The organism is Cupriavidus laharis, from assembly GCF_914271435.1.
In the GTDB taxonomy this organism is placed as follows: Bacteria; Pseudomonadota; Gammaproteobacteria; order Burkholderiales; family Burkholderiaceae; genus Cupriavidus; species Cupriavidus laharis.
Genome location: NZ_CAJZAI010000001.1, coordinates 1 through 14,189 on the forward strand (window position 1 = coordinate 1; position 14,189 = coordinate 14,189).

The 14,189-nt window shown below is 68.5% G+C and carries 13 protein-coding genes; 5 read left to right on the forward strand and 8 right to left on the reverse strand.

Annotated elements, in window-relative coordinates; translation table 11 throughout:
- Nucleotides 1–64: 64 nt before the first annotated feature.
- The 7 genes from LDO29_RS00005 to LDO29_RS00035 form a co-directional block, all read right to left on the reverse strand.
- Nucleotides 65–1,303, reverse strand: a complete 1,239-nt coding sequence (locus LDO29_RS00005; protein WP_224077743.1) for a UbiH/UbiF/VisC/COQ6 family ubiquinone biosynthesis hydroxylase — start codon at nt 1,301–1,303, stop codon at nt 65–67.
- Nucleotides 1,284–1,763, reverse strand: coding sequence for a hypothetical protein (locus tag LDO29_RS00010; RefSeq protein WP_224077744.1), 480 nt, complete (start codon nt 1,761–1,763; stop codon nt 1,284–1,286). The genes LDO29_RS00005 and LDO29_RS00010 overlap by 20 nt, the downstream gene beginning before the upstream one ends.
- Nucleotides 1,760–3,154, reverse strand: a complete 1,395-nt coding sequence (locus LDO29_RS00015; protein WP_224077745.1) for an aminopeptidase P N-terminal domain-containing protein — start codon at nt 3,152–3,154, stop codon at nt 1,760–1,762. Before LDO29_RS00015 ends, LDO29_RS00010 begins: the two co-directional genes overlap by 4 nt.
- Nucleotides 3,155–3,234: 80 nt before the next feature.
- Nucleotides 3,235–3,972, reverse strand: coding sequence for an N-acetylmuramate alpha-1-phosphate uridylyltransferase MurU (gene murU, locus LDO29_RS00020; RefSeq protein WP_224077746.1), 738 nt, complete (start codon nt 3,970–3,972; stop codon nt 3,235–3,237).
- Nucleotides 3,969–4,292 carry an AzlD domain-containing protein gene (locus tag LDO29_RS00025; RefSeq protein ID WP_224077747.1) on the reverse strand — a complete coding sequence of 108 codons (324 nt, stop codon included), beginning with the start codon at nt 4,290–4,292 and terminating at the stop codon, nt 3,969–3,971. The genes murU and LDO29_RS00025 overlap by 4 nt, the downstream gene beginning before the upstream one ends.
- The gene (locus LDO29_RS00030; RefSeq protein ID WP_224077748.1) at nt 4,289–4,996 is read right to left on the reverse strand and encodes an AzlC family ABC transporter permease; all 708 of its coding nucleotides are present in this window, start codon (nt 4,994–4,996) and stop codon (nt 4,289–4,291) included. The genes LDO29_RS00025 and LDO29_RS00030 overlap by 4 nt, the downstream gene beginning before the upstream one ends.
- 80 nt (nt 4,997–5,076) lie before the next feature.
- A complete protein-coding gene (locus LDO29_RS00035) occupies nt 5,077–6,111 on the reverse strand; it encodes an aminoglycoside phosphotransferase family protein (RefSeq protein WP_224077749.1) in 1,035 nt (344 codons plus the stop codon).
- Between the two features lie 160 nt (nt 6,112–6,271).
- On the opposite strand from LDO29_RS00035, the gene LDO29_RS00040 reads away from it, so the two are divergent.
- Genes LDO29_RS00040 through trpS form a run of 5 tightly spaced genes read left to right on the forward strand, consistent with a single transcriptional unit; the run spans nt 6,272 to nt 13,200 of the window.
- On the forward strand, nt 6,272–8,704 hold the full coding sequence (locus LDO29_RS00040) for an LPS-assembly protein LptD (protein ID WP_224077750.1): 2,433 nt from the start codon (nt 6,272–6,274) through the stop codon (nt 8,702–8,704).
- A 9-nt stretch (nt 8,705–8,713) separates the two neighbouring features.
- Complete coding sequence (locus LDO29_RS00045) at nt 8,714–10,204, forward strand: peptidylprolyl isomerase (protein ID WP_224077751.1); 1,491 nt, start codon at nt 8,714–8,716, stop codon at nt 10,202–10,204.
- Nucleotides 10,205–10,227: 23 nt separating this feature from the next.
- Nucleotides 10,228–11,271, forward strand: coding sequence for a 4-hydroxythreonine-4-phosphate dehydrogenase PdxA (gene pdxA, locus LDO29_RS00050; RefSeq protein ID WP_224077752.1), 1,044 nt, complete (start codon nt 10,228–10,230; stop codon nt 11,269–11,271).
- A 14-nt stretch (nt 11,272–11,285) separates the two neighbouring features.
- Nucleotides 11,286–12,125, forward strand: coding sequence for a 16S rRNA (adenine(1518)-N(6)/adenine(1519)-N(6))-dimethyltransferase RsmA (gene rsmA / locus LDO29_RS00055; protein WP_224077753.1), 840 nt, complete (start codon nt 11,286–11,288; stop codon nt 12,123–12,125).
- Between the two features lie 43 nt (nt 12,126–12,168).
- Complete coding sequence (trpS, locus tag LDO29_RS00060; protein WP_224077754.1) at nt 12,169–13,200, forward strand: tryptophan--tRNA ligase; 1,032 nt, start codon at nt 12,169–12,171, stop codon at nt 13,198–13,200.
- A gap of 76 nt (nt 13,201–13,276) precedes the next feature.
- Here the strand turns inward: trpS and LDO29_RS00065 are convergent, their stop codons facing one another.
- Nucleotides 13,277–14,182, reverse strand: coding sequence for a DMT family transporter (locus LDO29_RS00065; protein WP_224077755.1), 906 nt, complete (start codon nt 14,180–14,182; stop codon nt 13,277–13,279).
- Nucleotides 14,183–14,189: the final 7 nt, after the last annotated feature.

The window sequence follows — 14,189 nt, forward strand, 5'->3', positions numbered from 1 at the left end:
AAGCCCCCACCCTGTTTCCGCCGGGGGGGGCGCCCCCCGCCGGGGCGGCCCCCGCCAGAGCGTATCAGCGGCGCATGCCAAACATCATGTGCCGTGCCAGCGCATGCTTGAGCGGCGGCAGGCATGCCAGCGCCGCCAGCGACGCCCCGCGCGCGTGCGCGGCCAGCGGGTAGGAGACGCCGAACACGCGCGGCAGCAGGTCCGTCACGCCGATGGTCACGGCCCGGTCCAGGCGGTGCCGCGACGCGAACGCCTGCAGTGCGTGTGGCGTGCAGCCGGCGCGCAGCGAATCGGCCAGCGCGAAGGCATCGCGCAGCCCGAGGTTGAGACCTTGGCCCGCTACCGGGTGCAGCGTCTGGGCGGCGTTGCCCACGGCCGCAATGCGGCCGTCGACCGTCACCGGCGCCGCGTTGAGCCCCAGCGGGAACGCATGGCGCTTGCCGGCCAGCGTGAAGCGGCCCATGCGGTCGCCGAATGCGTCGCCGAGTTCGGCCGCGAAATCCGCGTCGGACAGCGCCAGCCGCCGCGCCGCCTGTTCGGGCGGGCAGCACCAGACCATCGCATAGCCGTCGATGCCATGTTCGTCGTAGGGCAGCAGCGCCAGCGGCCCTTCGCCGGTGAACCGTTCCCAGGCCCACCCGGGCTGCGGCCGTGAGCAGGCAACGTGGCCGATCACCGCAGTCTGGCGGTAGTCGCGGTGTCGCGCGCCCTGGCCCGCATGGGCAGCTTGCTGGTGGAACAGCCCGCCTTCGGCCTGTATGGCAATGCGAGCGGTAAAGCGCACCGCCTGTCCGTCCGCCGCCGTGCCGGCAAGATGGACCGCGCCGGCCGTGCCATCCGGGCTGTCCGAGTCCCCGCCGATCAGCGGGTCTTGCTGCAGGTCGTCGATGCGGGTCTCGAATATGCGCTGCAGCCGCGCTTCGCCGGCCTGCTGGGCGGCGCGGCCCAAGGCGCGCTCGAGCACGTTGCACAGCTCGCCATAGCGCACCACATAGCCCAGCGCGGGCACGCCGTAGTCCTCGTGGTGCAGCTTCACATGGCCGAGATGGCCGCGCTGCGAGACATGGATGTGCTCGATCGCCGTGCCGGCCACGGGCCATGCACCGATCTGCTCCAGCAACTGCCGGCTGCCATGGGACAGCGCGATGGCGCGCGGGTCGCGTGCGGCCCGGGCCGGGGTGGCGGCATCGATCAGCGTGATGCGCCAGTCCGTGGCCAGCAGCAGCTGGCAGGCCAGTGCCAGCCCCACTGGTCCGCCGCCGACAATGGCGATGTCGCGGACTTCAGGCTCGGCCTGGGTCATCGCCGGTGCCCCCGTCCGTGCTCAGGTCTGAAGCCGGCTCCGCCGGCGCACCGCGCTTCCAGCAGTTGGCGTCGGAGCGCGACTTGCCGGCCGCGGCATCGCGCAGCGCGTTGTCGAGCTTCTGCTGGCTGAAGCCAGGCAGGGCCTGCAGCCGCTCCACCAGTGCGGTGGCGTTGGCCGCGTCCATCGGCGCCACGCAGCCCTGGCCACTGTCGGGCGCGCCGACCAGGATCAGCCAGGCCTTGCCGGCCCAGGGCGCAGCATTGGAAACCCGCACCACCACACGCTCAAGCGAATCCCACACGACTTCCTCGCGCTGGCCGTCGGGGCGGTGTACTACCACACGGTCGTCGTAGAGGTTGATCACGAACGGCTCGTTCGGATCGATACGGCGCTTCACGGGGGCGCTATGCGGCGCCCCGGCGCTGCCGGGAAACAGTCGTCGCAGCCATCCGATCATGCCTTGCCTCCGCCTGCCGTGCTCCGGTCCCGCATCAGGGCTTCGATCTCGTCGGCCCTGACCGGCACGCCGCGCGTGATGATCTCGCAGTCGCCGCTGGTGACCACCGCATCGTCCTCGATACGGATGCCGATATGCCAGTAGCGCTCCGGCACGTCTTCGGCCGGACGCACGTAGATGCCCGGCTCCACGGTGACCACCATGCCCGGCTGCAACGGCCGCCACGGGCGTTCGCCGTCCGCTGCCGGCGCGGCTGCGCGGTATTCGCCCACGTCGTGGACGTCCATGCCGAGCCAGTGCCCGGTGCGGTGCATGTAGAAGCGCCGGTAGCTGCCGCTGGCCAGCACGTCGTCGAGCGTGCCTTCCTTGTTGCGGTCGAGCAGGCCGGTGTCGAGCATGCCCTGCGCGAGCACCCGCACTGCGGCGTCGTGCGGCACGTTGTAGGGCACGCCGGCGCGCGTTTCGGCAACGGCGGCGTCCTGCGCGGCCAGCACGAGGTCGTACAGCTCGCGCTGGGCCGGCGAGAAGCGGCCGGACACCGGGAAGGTGCGCGTGATGTCGGACGCGTAGCCGTCGAACTCGCAGCCGGCGTCGATCAGGCACAGGTCGCCGTCGCGCAGTTCGGCGGGACCCGCACGGTAGTGCAGCACGCAGGCATTGGGGCCGGCTGCGACGATCGAGTTGTAGGCCACACTCTGCGCGCCGTGGCGGCGGAATTCGTACAGCAGCTCGGCTTCGAGGTGGTACTCGCGCAGGCCGTGCCGCGTGGCCTGCATGGCGCGCACATGGGCGCCCGCGGAGATTTCGCCGGCGCGGCGCATCGTGGCCAGTTCGCCGGCATCCTTGATCAGCCGCATCTCGTCGAGCAGCGTGCGGATGTCGACTGCCACAGACGGCGCCGCGACACCGGCGCGGCCCTGCATGCGCACCGCGTCGAGCCAGCGGCGCACCTGCATGTCGGTGCGCGTGGAGGCAGCCAGCGGGTACGCGAGCTGCGCGCGGTTGGCGAGCAGGCCAGGCAGGATGGCGTCGATCTCTTCGACCGAATGCGCCTCATCGAAGCCGAAGGCCGCGCGTGCGCCTTCCGGGCCGTAGCGGAAGCCGTCCCAGATTTCGCGCTCTTCGTGCTTCGGGCGGCAGAACAGGATGCTGCGGTCGGCCTCGGCGCCCTGGCCGGCCACCAGCACCAGCACGGACTCGGGCTCGGTGAAGCCGGTCAGGTAATAGAAATAGCTGTCGTGCCGGTACGGATAGTCGCTGTCGCGGTTGCGCATGGCTTCCGGCGCCGTGGGCAGGATGGCCACGCCACCGCCGCCTGCGCGCAGGTGCTGCAGCACGCGGGCGCGACGGTCACGGCAAGAGGCCAGGAGGGCTGGATCGGGTGCGGACATAGGATCGCCAACTGGATAGGGGGAATGCATCAGATTCTAACGCCGTCGGCGCACAGGCCCCGGCGGCGCTGGCAAGCGGCTCAGGCGCCGCTTGCGATCGCGATGCCGCGCGCGGCGACGGCGTCGTTGAGCGCGGCGAGCTGGGCCGGGGTGCCGACGTTTTCCCAGATGCCGTCGAAGCGCTCCCCGCTGGCCGTGCCCGCCGCGATGGCGGCGCGGTAGCAGGGTGTCATGGCGACCTTGGTGCCGGGAGCGATATCGGCAAACAGGCGCGTGTCATACAGCCCGATATTGCCGAAGGTCAGGCGCTCGGCGCCAGGTGCCGCATCCAGCGCCAGCAGCCCGTCGGGCCGCAGCGCGAAGTCGCCGGCCGGGTGGAAGGGCGGGTTCGGCACCATCACCAGGTGCATGCGCGGCGCCGGCGCGCCGGCCATCTCGCGGGCACGCGGCAGCAGCGCGCGGAAGTCGTACTCGCAGAAGATGTCGCCGGAAACGGCCAGGAAGATCTCGCCGCGTTCCGGTGCTTGCGACAGCAGCGGCAGCGCCTTGGCAATGCCGCCGGCGGTCTCCAGCGCGCTACCCTCGGCGGAGTAGGCGATGCGCGCGCCGAAGCGGCTGCCGTCGCCAAGCGCGGCTTCAATCTGCTCGCCGAGCCACGCATGGTTGATGACGATGTCGCGCAGCCCGGCGCGCACCAGCGCCTCGATCTTCCAGACGATCAGCGGCTTGCCGCCGACGGGCAGCAGCGGCTTGGGGCAGGTGTCGGTCAGCGGGCGCATGCGGTCGCCGCGGCCGGCGGCAAAGATCATGGTTTTCAAATCAGGGTCTCCATGGCGAGCAGGGCGGCCATGCCGCCGATGATGGTCCAGCCGATGCTGCGCGTGCGCGCGGCGATCACGATGGCGACCAGGCCGGCGACCAGCCTGGCATTGAGCGGGCTCACGTAGAGCTCGCCGCCGCGCATCAGCAGGTCGGGGGCGATCAGCGCGGACAGCATGGCCGCGGGCACGAACTGCAGCGCCGTGCGGAACCACGCTGGCAGCCGTACGCGGCCTTCCACGGCGATGAACGACAGGCGGATCAGGAACGTGGCCAGTCCCGCGCCAAGGAAGACCCCGAGCAAGGTCAGCGAGTTCATGCCGCCTCCTTGCCGATGGTGGCCTTGCCGGCCGGACGCTCGCCCGATGCCTTGCCGCGGCCGAGCAGCAGCATGCCGGCGGCAATGCCGCCCAGCGCCGCGACCATTAGCCCGAGCTTGTGCGGCATGCCGAAGCAGGCCACGGCGAGGGCCGAGGCCACCAGCGCCGCGGCGACCTGCGCACGGTGCTTCAGGCCCGGCACGATGATGCCGATGAAGGTCAGCGGCAGGAAGAAGTCCAGCGGCCAGTCGCGCGGCACCTGCGCCCCGACCAGCACGCCGGCCAGCGTCGACACCTGCCAGCTTGCCCACAGCGCGAAACCGCCGCCGACGTAATACCAGTGGCGGTAGCGCTGGCGCGGCCCGGTGTCGGCCAGCCGGTGCGTCATGGCGGCAAACGCTTCATCGGTCAGCAGGTAGGCGATCAGCGCTTTCCAGCGGCGCGGCAGGTGTGCCAGCGTGGGCGCGATGGTGGCGGAGTAGAGCGCATGGCGCAGGTTCACCATCGCCACGGTGACGGCGATTACCAGGGCCGGCGTGCCGGCCGACCACAGTTGCGTCAGGATCATCTGCGACGCGCCGCCGAACACGATGACGCTCATCGCGCAGGCCAGCCACGCGGGCATGCCTGCGCCGACCGCCAGCACGCCATAGATCAGACCAAACGGCACCACGCCCAGCAGCATGGGGGCGAGCGCTCGCATGCCGGCCCACCACTCGCCGGAGCGTGTGATGGTCTCGGAGCGCTCGGAAAGGTCTGGAGGGGGCACTGCTCAGCCCCCGTTCAGAACGTATAGCCGGCCGGGCTCTCGGCGCCCTCGAGCGCATCGAGCAGGCGGACCAGCTTGCGCAGCTCTGTGTAGCGGCCCGCTACCTGGCGCGTGTACTTGAGTACGAGCGGCAGGTTGGCGAGGTAGCCGTCCTTGCCGTCGCGGTGGTACAGGCGCGCGAAGATGCCGAGTACCTTCAGGTGGCGCTGCAGGCCCATCCACTCGAAGTCGCAGTAGAACTCGCCGAAATCGGCATTGACGGGCAGCCCGGCCTTGCGCGCGCGCTCCCAGTAGCGGATCAGCCAGTCGAGCTGCTGCTCCTCATCCCATTCGATGTAGGCATCGCGCCACAGCGAGACCGCGTCGTAGGTGATCGGGCCGATCACGGCGTCCTGGAAATCGAGCACGCCGGGGTTGGCTCCGCCGGGCAGCACCATCAGGTTGCGCGAGTGGTAGTCGCGGTGCACATAGACCTGCGGCTGCGCCAGGTTGTTGGCAAGCAGCGCATCCATCACTTCGCACAGGTCTGCCTGCTGGGCGTCCGTGAGCGTGGCGCCGAGGTGTTTCGCGATATACCACTGCGGGAACAGGTCCAGCTCGCGCTGCAGCAGGGCACGGTCGTAGGCCGGCAGTTCGCCGGCACGGGTGGCGGCCTGGATGCGCACCAGCGCGACTGCCGCGTCGGCATACATGCCGCTGGCGGAGGAGTCGTCGAGCCGGGACAGGTAGGTCTGGCTGCCGAGGTCGGCCAGCAGCAGGAAACCCTGCGCCAGGTCCTGCGCCAGGACCGTGGGCACCGTGACGCCGGCGGCACCGAACAGTGCCGCGACGTGGATGAACGGCCTGCAGTCCTCGTGCGCCGGCGGCGCATCCATCACGATGGCGGTCGGGTGCGCCGCATTGCCGGTGCTGACGCGGAAGTAGCGCCGGAAGCTGGCGTCGGACGAAGCGGGGGTGCAGGAATCGGGGTCGACGGACCAGTCCGGACCGAGTCCGGACACCCAGGATTTGAGCTGGTCCAGGCGAGGGTCGTGGGGAAGTGCTGCCATGCCGGAAAGGGAGTATTGGTTGCCCCGTATAATACCCGACCAGACCCGGGCGCCGGGCGGCCCCCGGGAGGGGCCATCCGTTGCCCCGCAGCCTGTTCCGGCGGGGGCTGGCGGCTAGCAGGCGAGCCGCCGCCGCCGACGTGACTGACAACCCGCTCGCATGACCGAACAACGACGATCACCGAACAACCGAGCCACCAAGCCGCCTGCGCTTTCCGGCCTTTCCGGCCGCACTGGCCGGCGGCCTGCCAGCGCCCTGCGGCCGCTGGTGCTGGCCATGGCCGGCCTGTCGGTCGGTGCGCACGCGCAGATGTCCGGTTCCGCCGTGCCCGACATCGACCAGACCGAGTCCGTGGTGGAAGCCGCCCCGGAGGTGCCGCTGGCACCACCTGTGTCCGGTGAGCTCGTGCCGCGCCTGGCCGAGCCCGCCAAATCCGACGAGGCCGAGGAGAATCCGCCGACATTCGTCTCGGGTGACCGGCTCACCGGGTATAACGAGCGCGGCGTGGAACTCGAAGGCAACGCCGAGCTGCGTCGCGGCGGCGCCGTGGTCAAGGGCGACAAGCTGACCTACGACCAGGATACCGACGAGGCCTTCGCGCACGGCAACGCCCGCGTCTCGCGCGGCGGCGCGCTGGCCGTGGGCCCCGAGGCGCGCATGAAGGTCGAGGCCAACGAGGGCTACATGCTCTCGCCCGACTACTATTTCCAGCAGACCGGCGGCACAGGCAAGGCCGAACGCATCGATTTCGTGGACAAGGACCGCAGCGTGATCAAGCGGGCCACATACACCACGTGTTCGCCGGACAATGCCGACTGGTACTTCAGTGCGCGCCAGCTTGACCTGGACAGCGACCGCCAGGTCGGCGTGGCCTATGGCGGCGTGCTGCATTTCTTCGACGTGCCGATCGCGGGCGCGCCGGTGTTCAGTTTCCCGCTCAACGACGAGCGCCGCAGCGGTTTCCTGTCGCCGCTGTTCGGCTACGGGTCCAAATCGGGCCTCGATGTCACGCTTCCGTACTATTTCAACATCGCGCCGAACCGTGACCTGACGCTCTATCCGCGCATCATGACGTCGCGCGGCTTTATGCTCGGCGGCGACTACCGGTACCTGGGGCAAGGCTATTCGGGCCGCCTGCGTGCGGAAATCCTGCCGGACGACCGCCAGACCGGCACCAACCGCTGGTCTTATTCGTTCCAGCATAACCAGAACATTGCCAAGGGGCTCAACGCCTACCTGAACCTGAACCGCGTATCGGACGACAAATATCCGGACGACCTGACGCGCACCGTGTCGCAATCGACGCTGCGGCAATACACCCAGGAAGGCGGCGTCACCTACAACTGGCAGGACTTCATGGTGATGGCGCGCGTGCAGAAGTTCCAGACGCTGCTGCCGAGCCAGCCGTCATACGAACGTGTGCCGCAGTTGAACGGCAAGTACATCCGCTATGACCTGGGCGGTTTCGATGTGCAGGTGGAGGCGGACTACACGCGCTTCCATATCCCGCTGACCTCGACTGGCTTCCAGCAGCCGCAGGGCGAGCGCATGTTCGTGCAGCCGACGATCAGCTATCCGATCGTGCGCCCGGGCTGGTATGTGACGCCGAAGGTCATCCTCAATGCGACGCAGTACCAGATGGAGGCGGAAAGCAACACGCCGACGGCGCAGAACAACTTCTCGCGCACGTTGCCGACCTTCAGCTTCGACAGCGGCATGACCTTCGAGCGCAATGCGCCGACCATGAGCCGGCTTTTCGGCGTCAACTACCTGCAGACGCTCGAACCGCGGCTGTTCTACGTCTACACGCCGTTCCGCGACCAGAGCCAGTTCCCGCTGTTCGATACCGTGCAGTCGGACTTCGGCTACGGGCAGATCTTCTCCGAGAACCCGTTCACCGGCTATGACCGCGTGGCCGACAACAACAAGCTGACGGCCGGCCTGACCACGCGCCTGATCGAAGCCGATACCGGCGTCGAGCGCTTCCGCGGCACGCTCGCGCAGCGCTACGACTTCAGCGGCCAGCGCGTGCAGATCAACGGCACGCTGCCGGATCCGAAGGCGGGCAGCTCAGACCTGCTGGCGGCCACCACCATCCAGCTGTTCCGCGGCTACTATCTCGACGCGGGTATCCAATACAATCCGGATTCGGAGCACATCAACTACTCGAACCTGGCATTTGCCTGGCGCCCGGAGCCGCGCAAGCTGCTCAACATGGGCTACCGCTACCGGCGCGCCACGTCGGTGACGGACAATACGGCCATCGACCAGTTCGAGATTTCCGGCCAGTGGCCCATTACCCAGCGCGCCTATGGCATCGGTCGCTTCGCCTTCGACCGGAACGCCAACCAGATGGTCGATGCACTGGCCGGCCTGGAATATGCGGCCGACTGCTGGGTCGGCCGCGTGGTCTACCAGCGCTTCCGCAACACCTCGCAGGGCTATACGGGCCGCATCTTCCTGCAGGTGGAGTTCCGCGGGCTGTCGAAGATCGGCTCGAATCCGCTGGATATCCTGCGCCTGAATGTTCCTGGGTATGAACCGGTCACCGCCAAGCCGGTGCCGACGACCCAGTTCGATCACTATGAATGACGGATTACGATGAAACGTCAAGAATTTGCCGTGTTTTCCCTGGTGTTGTCGCCGTGGCGCCGCGTGCTGCTGTCGGCCGTGCTGGCTGCCGTGGCCGGGCCTGCATTGGCCCAGCTCAAGGCGCCTTCGCAAGCGCCGCGCACCACTGGCATCTTCGTGCCGCAGGCCTCTGACGTGGCTGTGCCGTCGAGCCAGCCGCAGCTTGGCGTGCCGCAACCCGGCAGCAGCGCCAAGCGTTCGCAGCTCGTCGATGAAGTCGTTGCGGTGGTCAACAACAGCGTGATCACGCGCCGCGAACTGCTCGACCGCGCCGACGAGATCGAAAGCCAGTTGCGCACCGCCAACCGGCCAGCGCCGCCGCGGGCGGACCTGCTCGGCGAAGTGCTCGAGCGTCTCGTCATGGAGCGCGTGCAGACCCAGGCCGCGCAGGATGCCGGCATCAAGGTGACTGACCAGGAACTGGACCGTGCCATTGAATCGGTGGCGCAGCAGAACCGCCTGAGTGCCACGGAACTGCGCAGCCGCGTTGAGGCCAGCGGCATGACCTGGACCAAGTATCGGGACGAACTGCGCAAGCAGGTGCAGGTGATTCGCCTGCGCGAGCGCGAGGTGGACTCGAAGGTACAGGTCTACGACGGCGAGATCGACAACTACCTGGCTGCCCGCGGCGGCCAGGGTGCGGCGGCCGCGGGCCCGGCCGAATTCAATGTGGCGCAGATCCTCGTGCGCGTGCCGGAAGATGCCTCCGACGCACAGAAGCAGGCGCTGAAGGCCAAGGCCGAGGGGCTGCTCAAGCAGGCGCAGGGCGGTGCCGACTTCGCCCAGCTGGCGCAGTCGAATTCCGAGGGGCCGGAAGCGGCCCAGGGCGGCGCCATGGGCTTTCGCGAAATCGGCCGCCTGCCGGCCCTGTTCGCCAACGCCGTGGTCGACCTGCAGCCGGGCGCCGTGGCACCCGAGGTGGTGGAGAGCGCCAACGGTTTCCATGTCCTGAAGCTGACCGCCAAGCGCGTGGCGCCGGCGTCGGGTGCCTCCAACCCGGCCGCGGCTTCGCGCATCACACAGACCCAGGTCCGCCACATCCTGATCCGTACCGGTCCCAACATGCCGGAAGCCGAGGCGCGCCGCCAGCTCGGCACGCTGCGCGACCGCATCACGCACGGCGGTGACTTTGCCGACGCAGCCAAGCGTTTCTCGCAGGACGGCTCGGCCCAGGCCGGCGGCGATCTCGGCTGGGTCTCGCCGGGCGAACTGGTGCCCGAATTCGAGCAGGCCATGAACCGGCTGCGCCCCGGCGAGATCTCCGAACCGGTGGTGACGCAGTTCGGCGTGCACCTGATCCAGGTACTGAACCGCCGCGAAACCGAGATGTCGCCCGAGAAGCAGCGCGATTTCGCGCGCGCCGAAATCCGCGAACAGAAGCTGCGCGCGGCCTATGATGACTGGGTGCGCCAGCTGCGTTCGCAGGCGTACGTCGAGTACCGCGTCAACCGACAGCGCTGAGGCACCCGCCGCACGACCCTGACATGCCCGACCCGCTTGCGCTAGCCATATCCACCGGTGAACCCGCCGGTATCGGTCCCGACATCACCATCGGGGCGCTGCTGCAGCTCGCGGGTGAGAACGGACATTGCCACTACCATGTGTTCGGCGATGCACACCTGCTGGCATCCCGTGCCACTGCGCTCGGCGTGGCGCATGCCTGGGAGCGCCGCATTGCCGAGGGCGACGTCATTGTCCACCACGTTCCGCTGGCCGTTGCCTGCGAGCCGGGCCGGCTGGATGCGCGCAATGGCCCGTATGTGCTGTCCATGCTCGACGCCGCCATTGCCGGCTGCCGCGCGCATGCCGGCGTCCCCGCGCGTTTCGCGGCCATGATCACGGCTCCCGTTCAGAAGAGCACGATCAACGATGCCGGCGTGCCGTTCACCGGCCACACCGAATACCTTGCCGAGGCGGCAGGCGTGCCGCGCGTGGTGATGATGCTGGCCGGCCCCCAGCCGGCGCATGCCAACGCCATGCTGCGCGTGGCGCTGGCGACGACGCACCTGCCGCTGCGCGCGGTGCCGGATGCACTGACCGTACCGCTGCTGGTGCAGACGCTCTCGATCATCGACGCCGACCTGCGCCGCTGGTTCGGCATCGCGCGGCCGCGCATCCTCGTGACCGGGCTCAATCCCCACGCCGGCGAGAGCGGCCACATGGGCCGCGAGGAGATCGACGTCATTGAACCGGCACTGGCGCTGGCGCGCGATGCCGGCATCGACGCGCGCGGCCCGTACCCCGCCGACACGCTGTTCCAGCCGCGCCACCTTCGCGACGCCGACTGCGTGTTGGCGATGTACCATGATCAGGGACTGGCGCCCCTGAAGTACGGCACGTTCGGGCACGGCGTGAACATCACGCTGGGCCTGCCCTTTATCCGCACCTCGGTCGACCACGGCACCGCGCTCGACCTGGCCGGCAGCGGCCAGGCCGAACACGGCAGCATGATCGAGGCCATCCGCAGTGCGGTCACCATGGCCGGGCATGCCAACGGCAGGCACGCATCGGCCAGGCCTCAGCACTAGTGGCTTATCCCTCCATGCGTTCAAACATGCACCAGGGCCATGTGGCCCGCAAGCGATTCGGCCAGAACTTCCTGGTCGACGATTCCATCATCCACGGCATCGTCAATGCCATCAACCCGCTGGCTGACGATGTGCTCGTGGAAATCGGCCCGGGCCTGGGCGCGTTGACCGATCCGCTGCTCGAGCGCGTGCCGCAGATGCAGGTGGTCGAACTGGACCGCGATCTGGTCGAGCGGCTGCGGCGCCGCTACGGCGACCGCCTGCAGGTCCACGCCGGCGACGCGCTGGCCTTCGACTTCGGCAGGCTGGAGGTGCCCGGGCGCCCGCTGCGCATCGTCGGCAACCTGCCATACAACATTTCCAGCCCGCTGCTGTTCCACCTGATGGAGTACGCCGACCACGTGCGGGACCAGCATTTCATGCTGCAGAAGGAAGTGGTCGACCGCATGGTGGCCGAACCCGGCAGCAAGGCATTCGGCCGCCTGTCGATCATGCTTCAGGTGCGCTACCACATGGAGCACGTGCTCGACGTGCCGCCCGGATCGTTCAATCCGCCGCCCAAGGTCGATTCCGCGGTGGTACGCATGATCCCGTGGCCGCGCTCGGAAAATGGCCGGCTGCGCTCGCCGCATGCGGATTGCGATATCACCGTGCTCGGCGACCTGGTCACCGCCGCGTTCTCGCAGCGGCGCAAGGTGCTGCGCAATACGCTATCGTTCCTGCGGGACCAGGTCGATTTCGAGGCGATCGGCTTCGACCTGGGCCGCCGCGCCGAAGAAGTGCCGGTCGGCGAGTACGTCGAACTGGCGCGCCGCCTGGGCGGCGACCCGTCCGACAGGCCGGCCGCCGCCTGATGGCCAGACCGCTTACATCCCGAAATTTCCGCGAATTTCCGTAATGACAGCCAATACGCAAACCAACAAGCGACCGGTCATCCTGACTGGCGATCGTCCCACCGGTCCGCTGCACCTGGGCCACTACGTTGGCTCGCTCAAGACCCGCGTGCAACTGCAGGACACGCACGAGCAGTACCTGCTGCTGGCCGACACGCAGGCCATGACCGACAACGCGCACGATCCCGACAAGGTCCGCCGCAATGTGCTCGAGGTGGCGCTGGACTACCTGGCCGTCGGGATCGACCCGGCCAAGACGACCATCACCGTGCAGTCGTACCTGCCGGCGCTGGCCGAACTGACGCTGATGTACCTGAACTTCGTCACGGTATCGCGCCTGGAGCGCAACCCGACCATCAAGGAAGAGATCCAGGCGCGCGGGTTCGGCCGCGACATCCCGGCCGGCTTCATGTGCTATCCGGCCGCCCAGGCCGCCGACATCACCGCGTTCAAGGCCGATATCGTGCCGGTGGGCGAGGACCAGGCCCCGCTGATCGAGCAGACCAACGAGATCGTTCGCCGCATCAACCACCAGGTCGGCCGCGACGTGCTGAAGGAATGCCAGGCGCTGATCCCGAAGTTCGGCCGCCTGCCGGGCGTGGACGGCAAGGCCAAGATGAGCAAGTCGCAGGGCAACGCCATCGCGCTGGGCGCCAGCCCCGAGCAGATCAAGGCGGCCGTGCATAGCATGTACACCGACCCGAACCACCTGAAGGTCTCCGATCCGGGCCAGGTCGAGGGCAATATGGTGTTCACCTACCTCGACGCCTTCGACCCGAATACGGTGGAAGTGGAAGAACTCAAGGCGCACTACCGCCGCGGCGGGCTGGGCGACATGGTGCTCAAGCGCCGTGTCGAAAGCGTGCTGAACGAGTTGCTGGGCCCGATCCGCGAGCGCCGTGAACAACTCGCCAAGGATCCGGACTATGTGTTCGACCTGCTGCGCGAGGGCACCAGCAAGGCCAGGGCCATCACCCAGCAGACGCTGGACGAAGTGCGCGAGGCGCTGGGTATGTTCTCGTTTGGTAGCCGCTGAGCCCTGCTCAGGCGGTAGTGACCAACAAAAAACGCGCGGGTCCACCGCGCGTTTTTTGTTGCCTGAATCATGCGTCTCAGCCGCGGCGGTTCACCAGCACGATGCCGGACAACACCAGCAGTGCCGCCACGGCAAAGCGCGATCCCACCGCGTCATGCATCAGCACTACGCCGAAGGCGACGCCGAACAGCGGTGTCAGGAACGAGAATACCGACAGCCGCGAGGCCAGGTAGCGGCGCAGGAGCCAAAACCACGCCAGATAGCTGGCAAAGGCGATCAGCACCGACTGGTAGAACAGGCTGGCCAGCACCATGCCGTTGAGCTGTACACCTTCGGCCTGGCCGGCCATCAGCGCCATGGCCAGCAGCAGCACGCCCGACACCGCGAGCTGGTAGAGCAGGGTCTTGCTGGCCGGTGCGCTGGCCAGCGCGGTGGCGCGCACGACCACGGTAGTCGCAGCCCACAGCAGGCCGGCCGCCACGCCCAGCGCATCGCCGGCCAGCGTGCTGCCATGTGCTGACGTTGCCGTCATGCCATCGGCAAAGGCCAGCACCATGCCGCAGAAGGCCAGCACGACGCCGAGCCACTGCCCCCGCTGCAACCGTTCGCCGGCGACGGTGAAATGCAGTCCGATCGCCGTGAAGATCGGCGCGGTGTACAGGAACACCGCCATGCGCGACGCCGTGGTGTGGCCGAGCCCGACGAAGATGCAGAAGAACTCGGCACCGAACAGCAGCCCCGCCAGCAGGCCCGCGCCGAGCGTACCGTCGCGCCGCCAGATCGGCGTGCCGCGCCAGGCGGCAAAGCCGAACACCAGCAGCGCCGCAATGGCCGACCTCACCCCCGCCTGCAGCACCGCGCCCATCAGCGGCGCGGTCAGCTTGATCACCACCTGCTGCAGCCCCCAGGCCGCGCACAGCACCACCATCAGGCCGACGGCGGCGCCATCGAGCGGGCGCCGGCTCAGGGTTTGCGCGTCCATGCCGGGC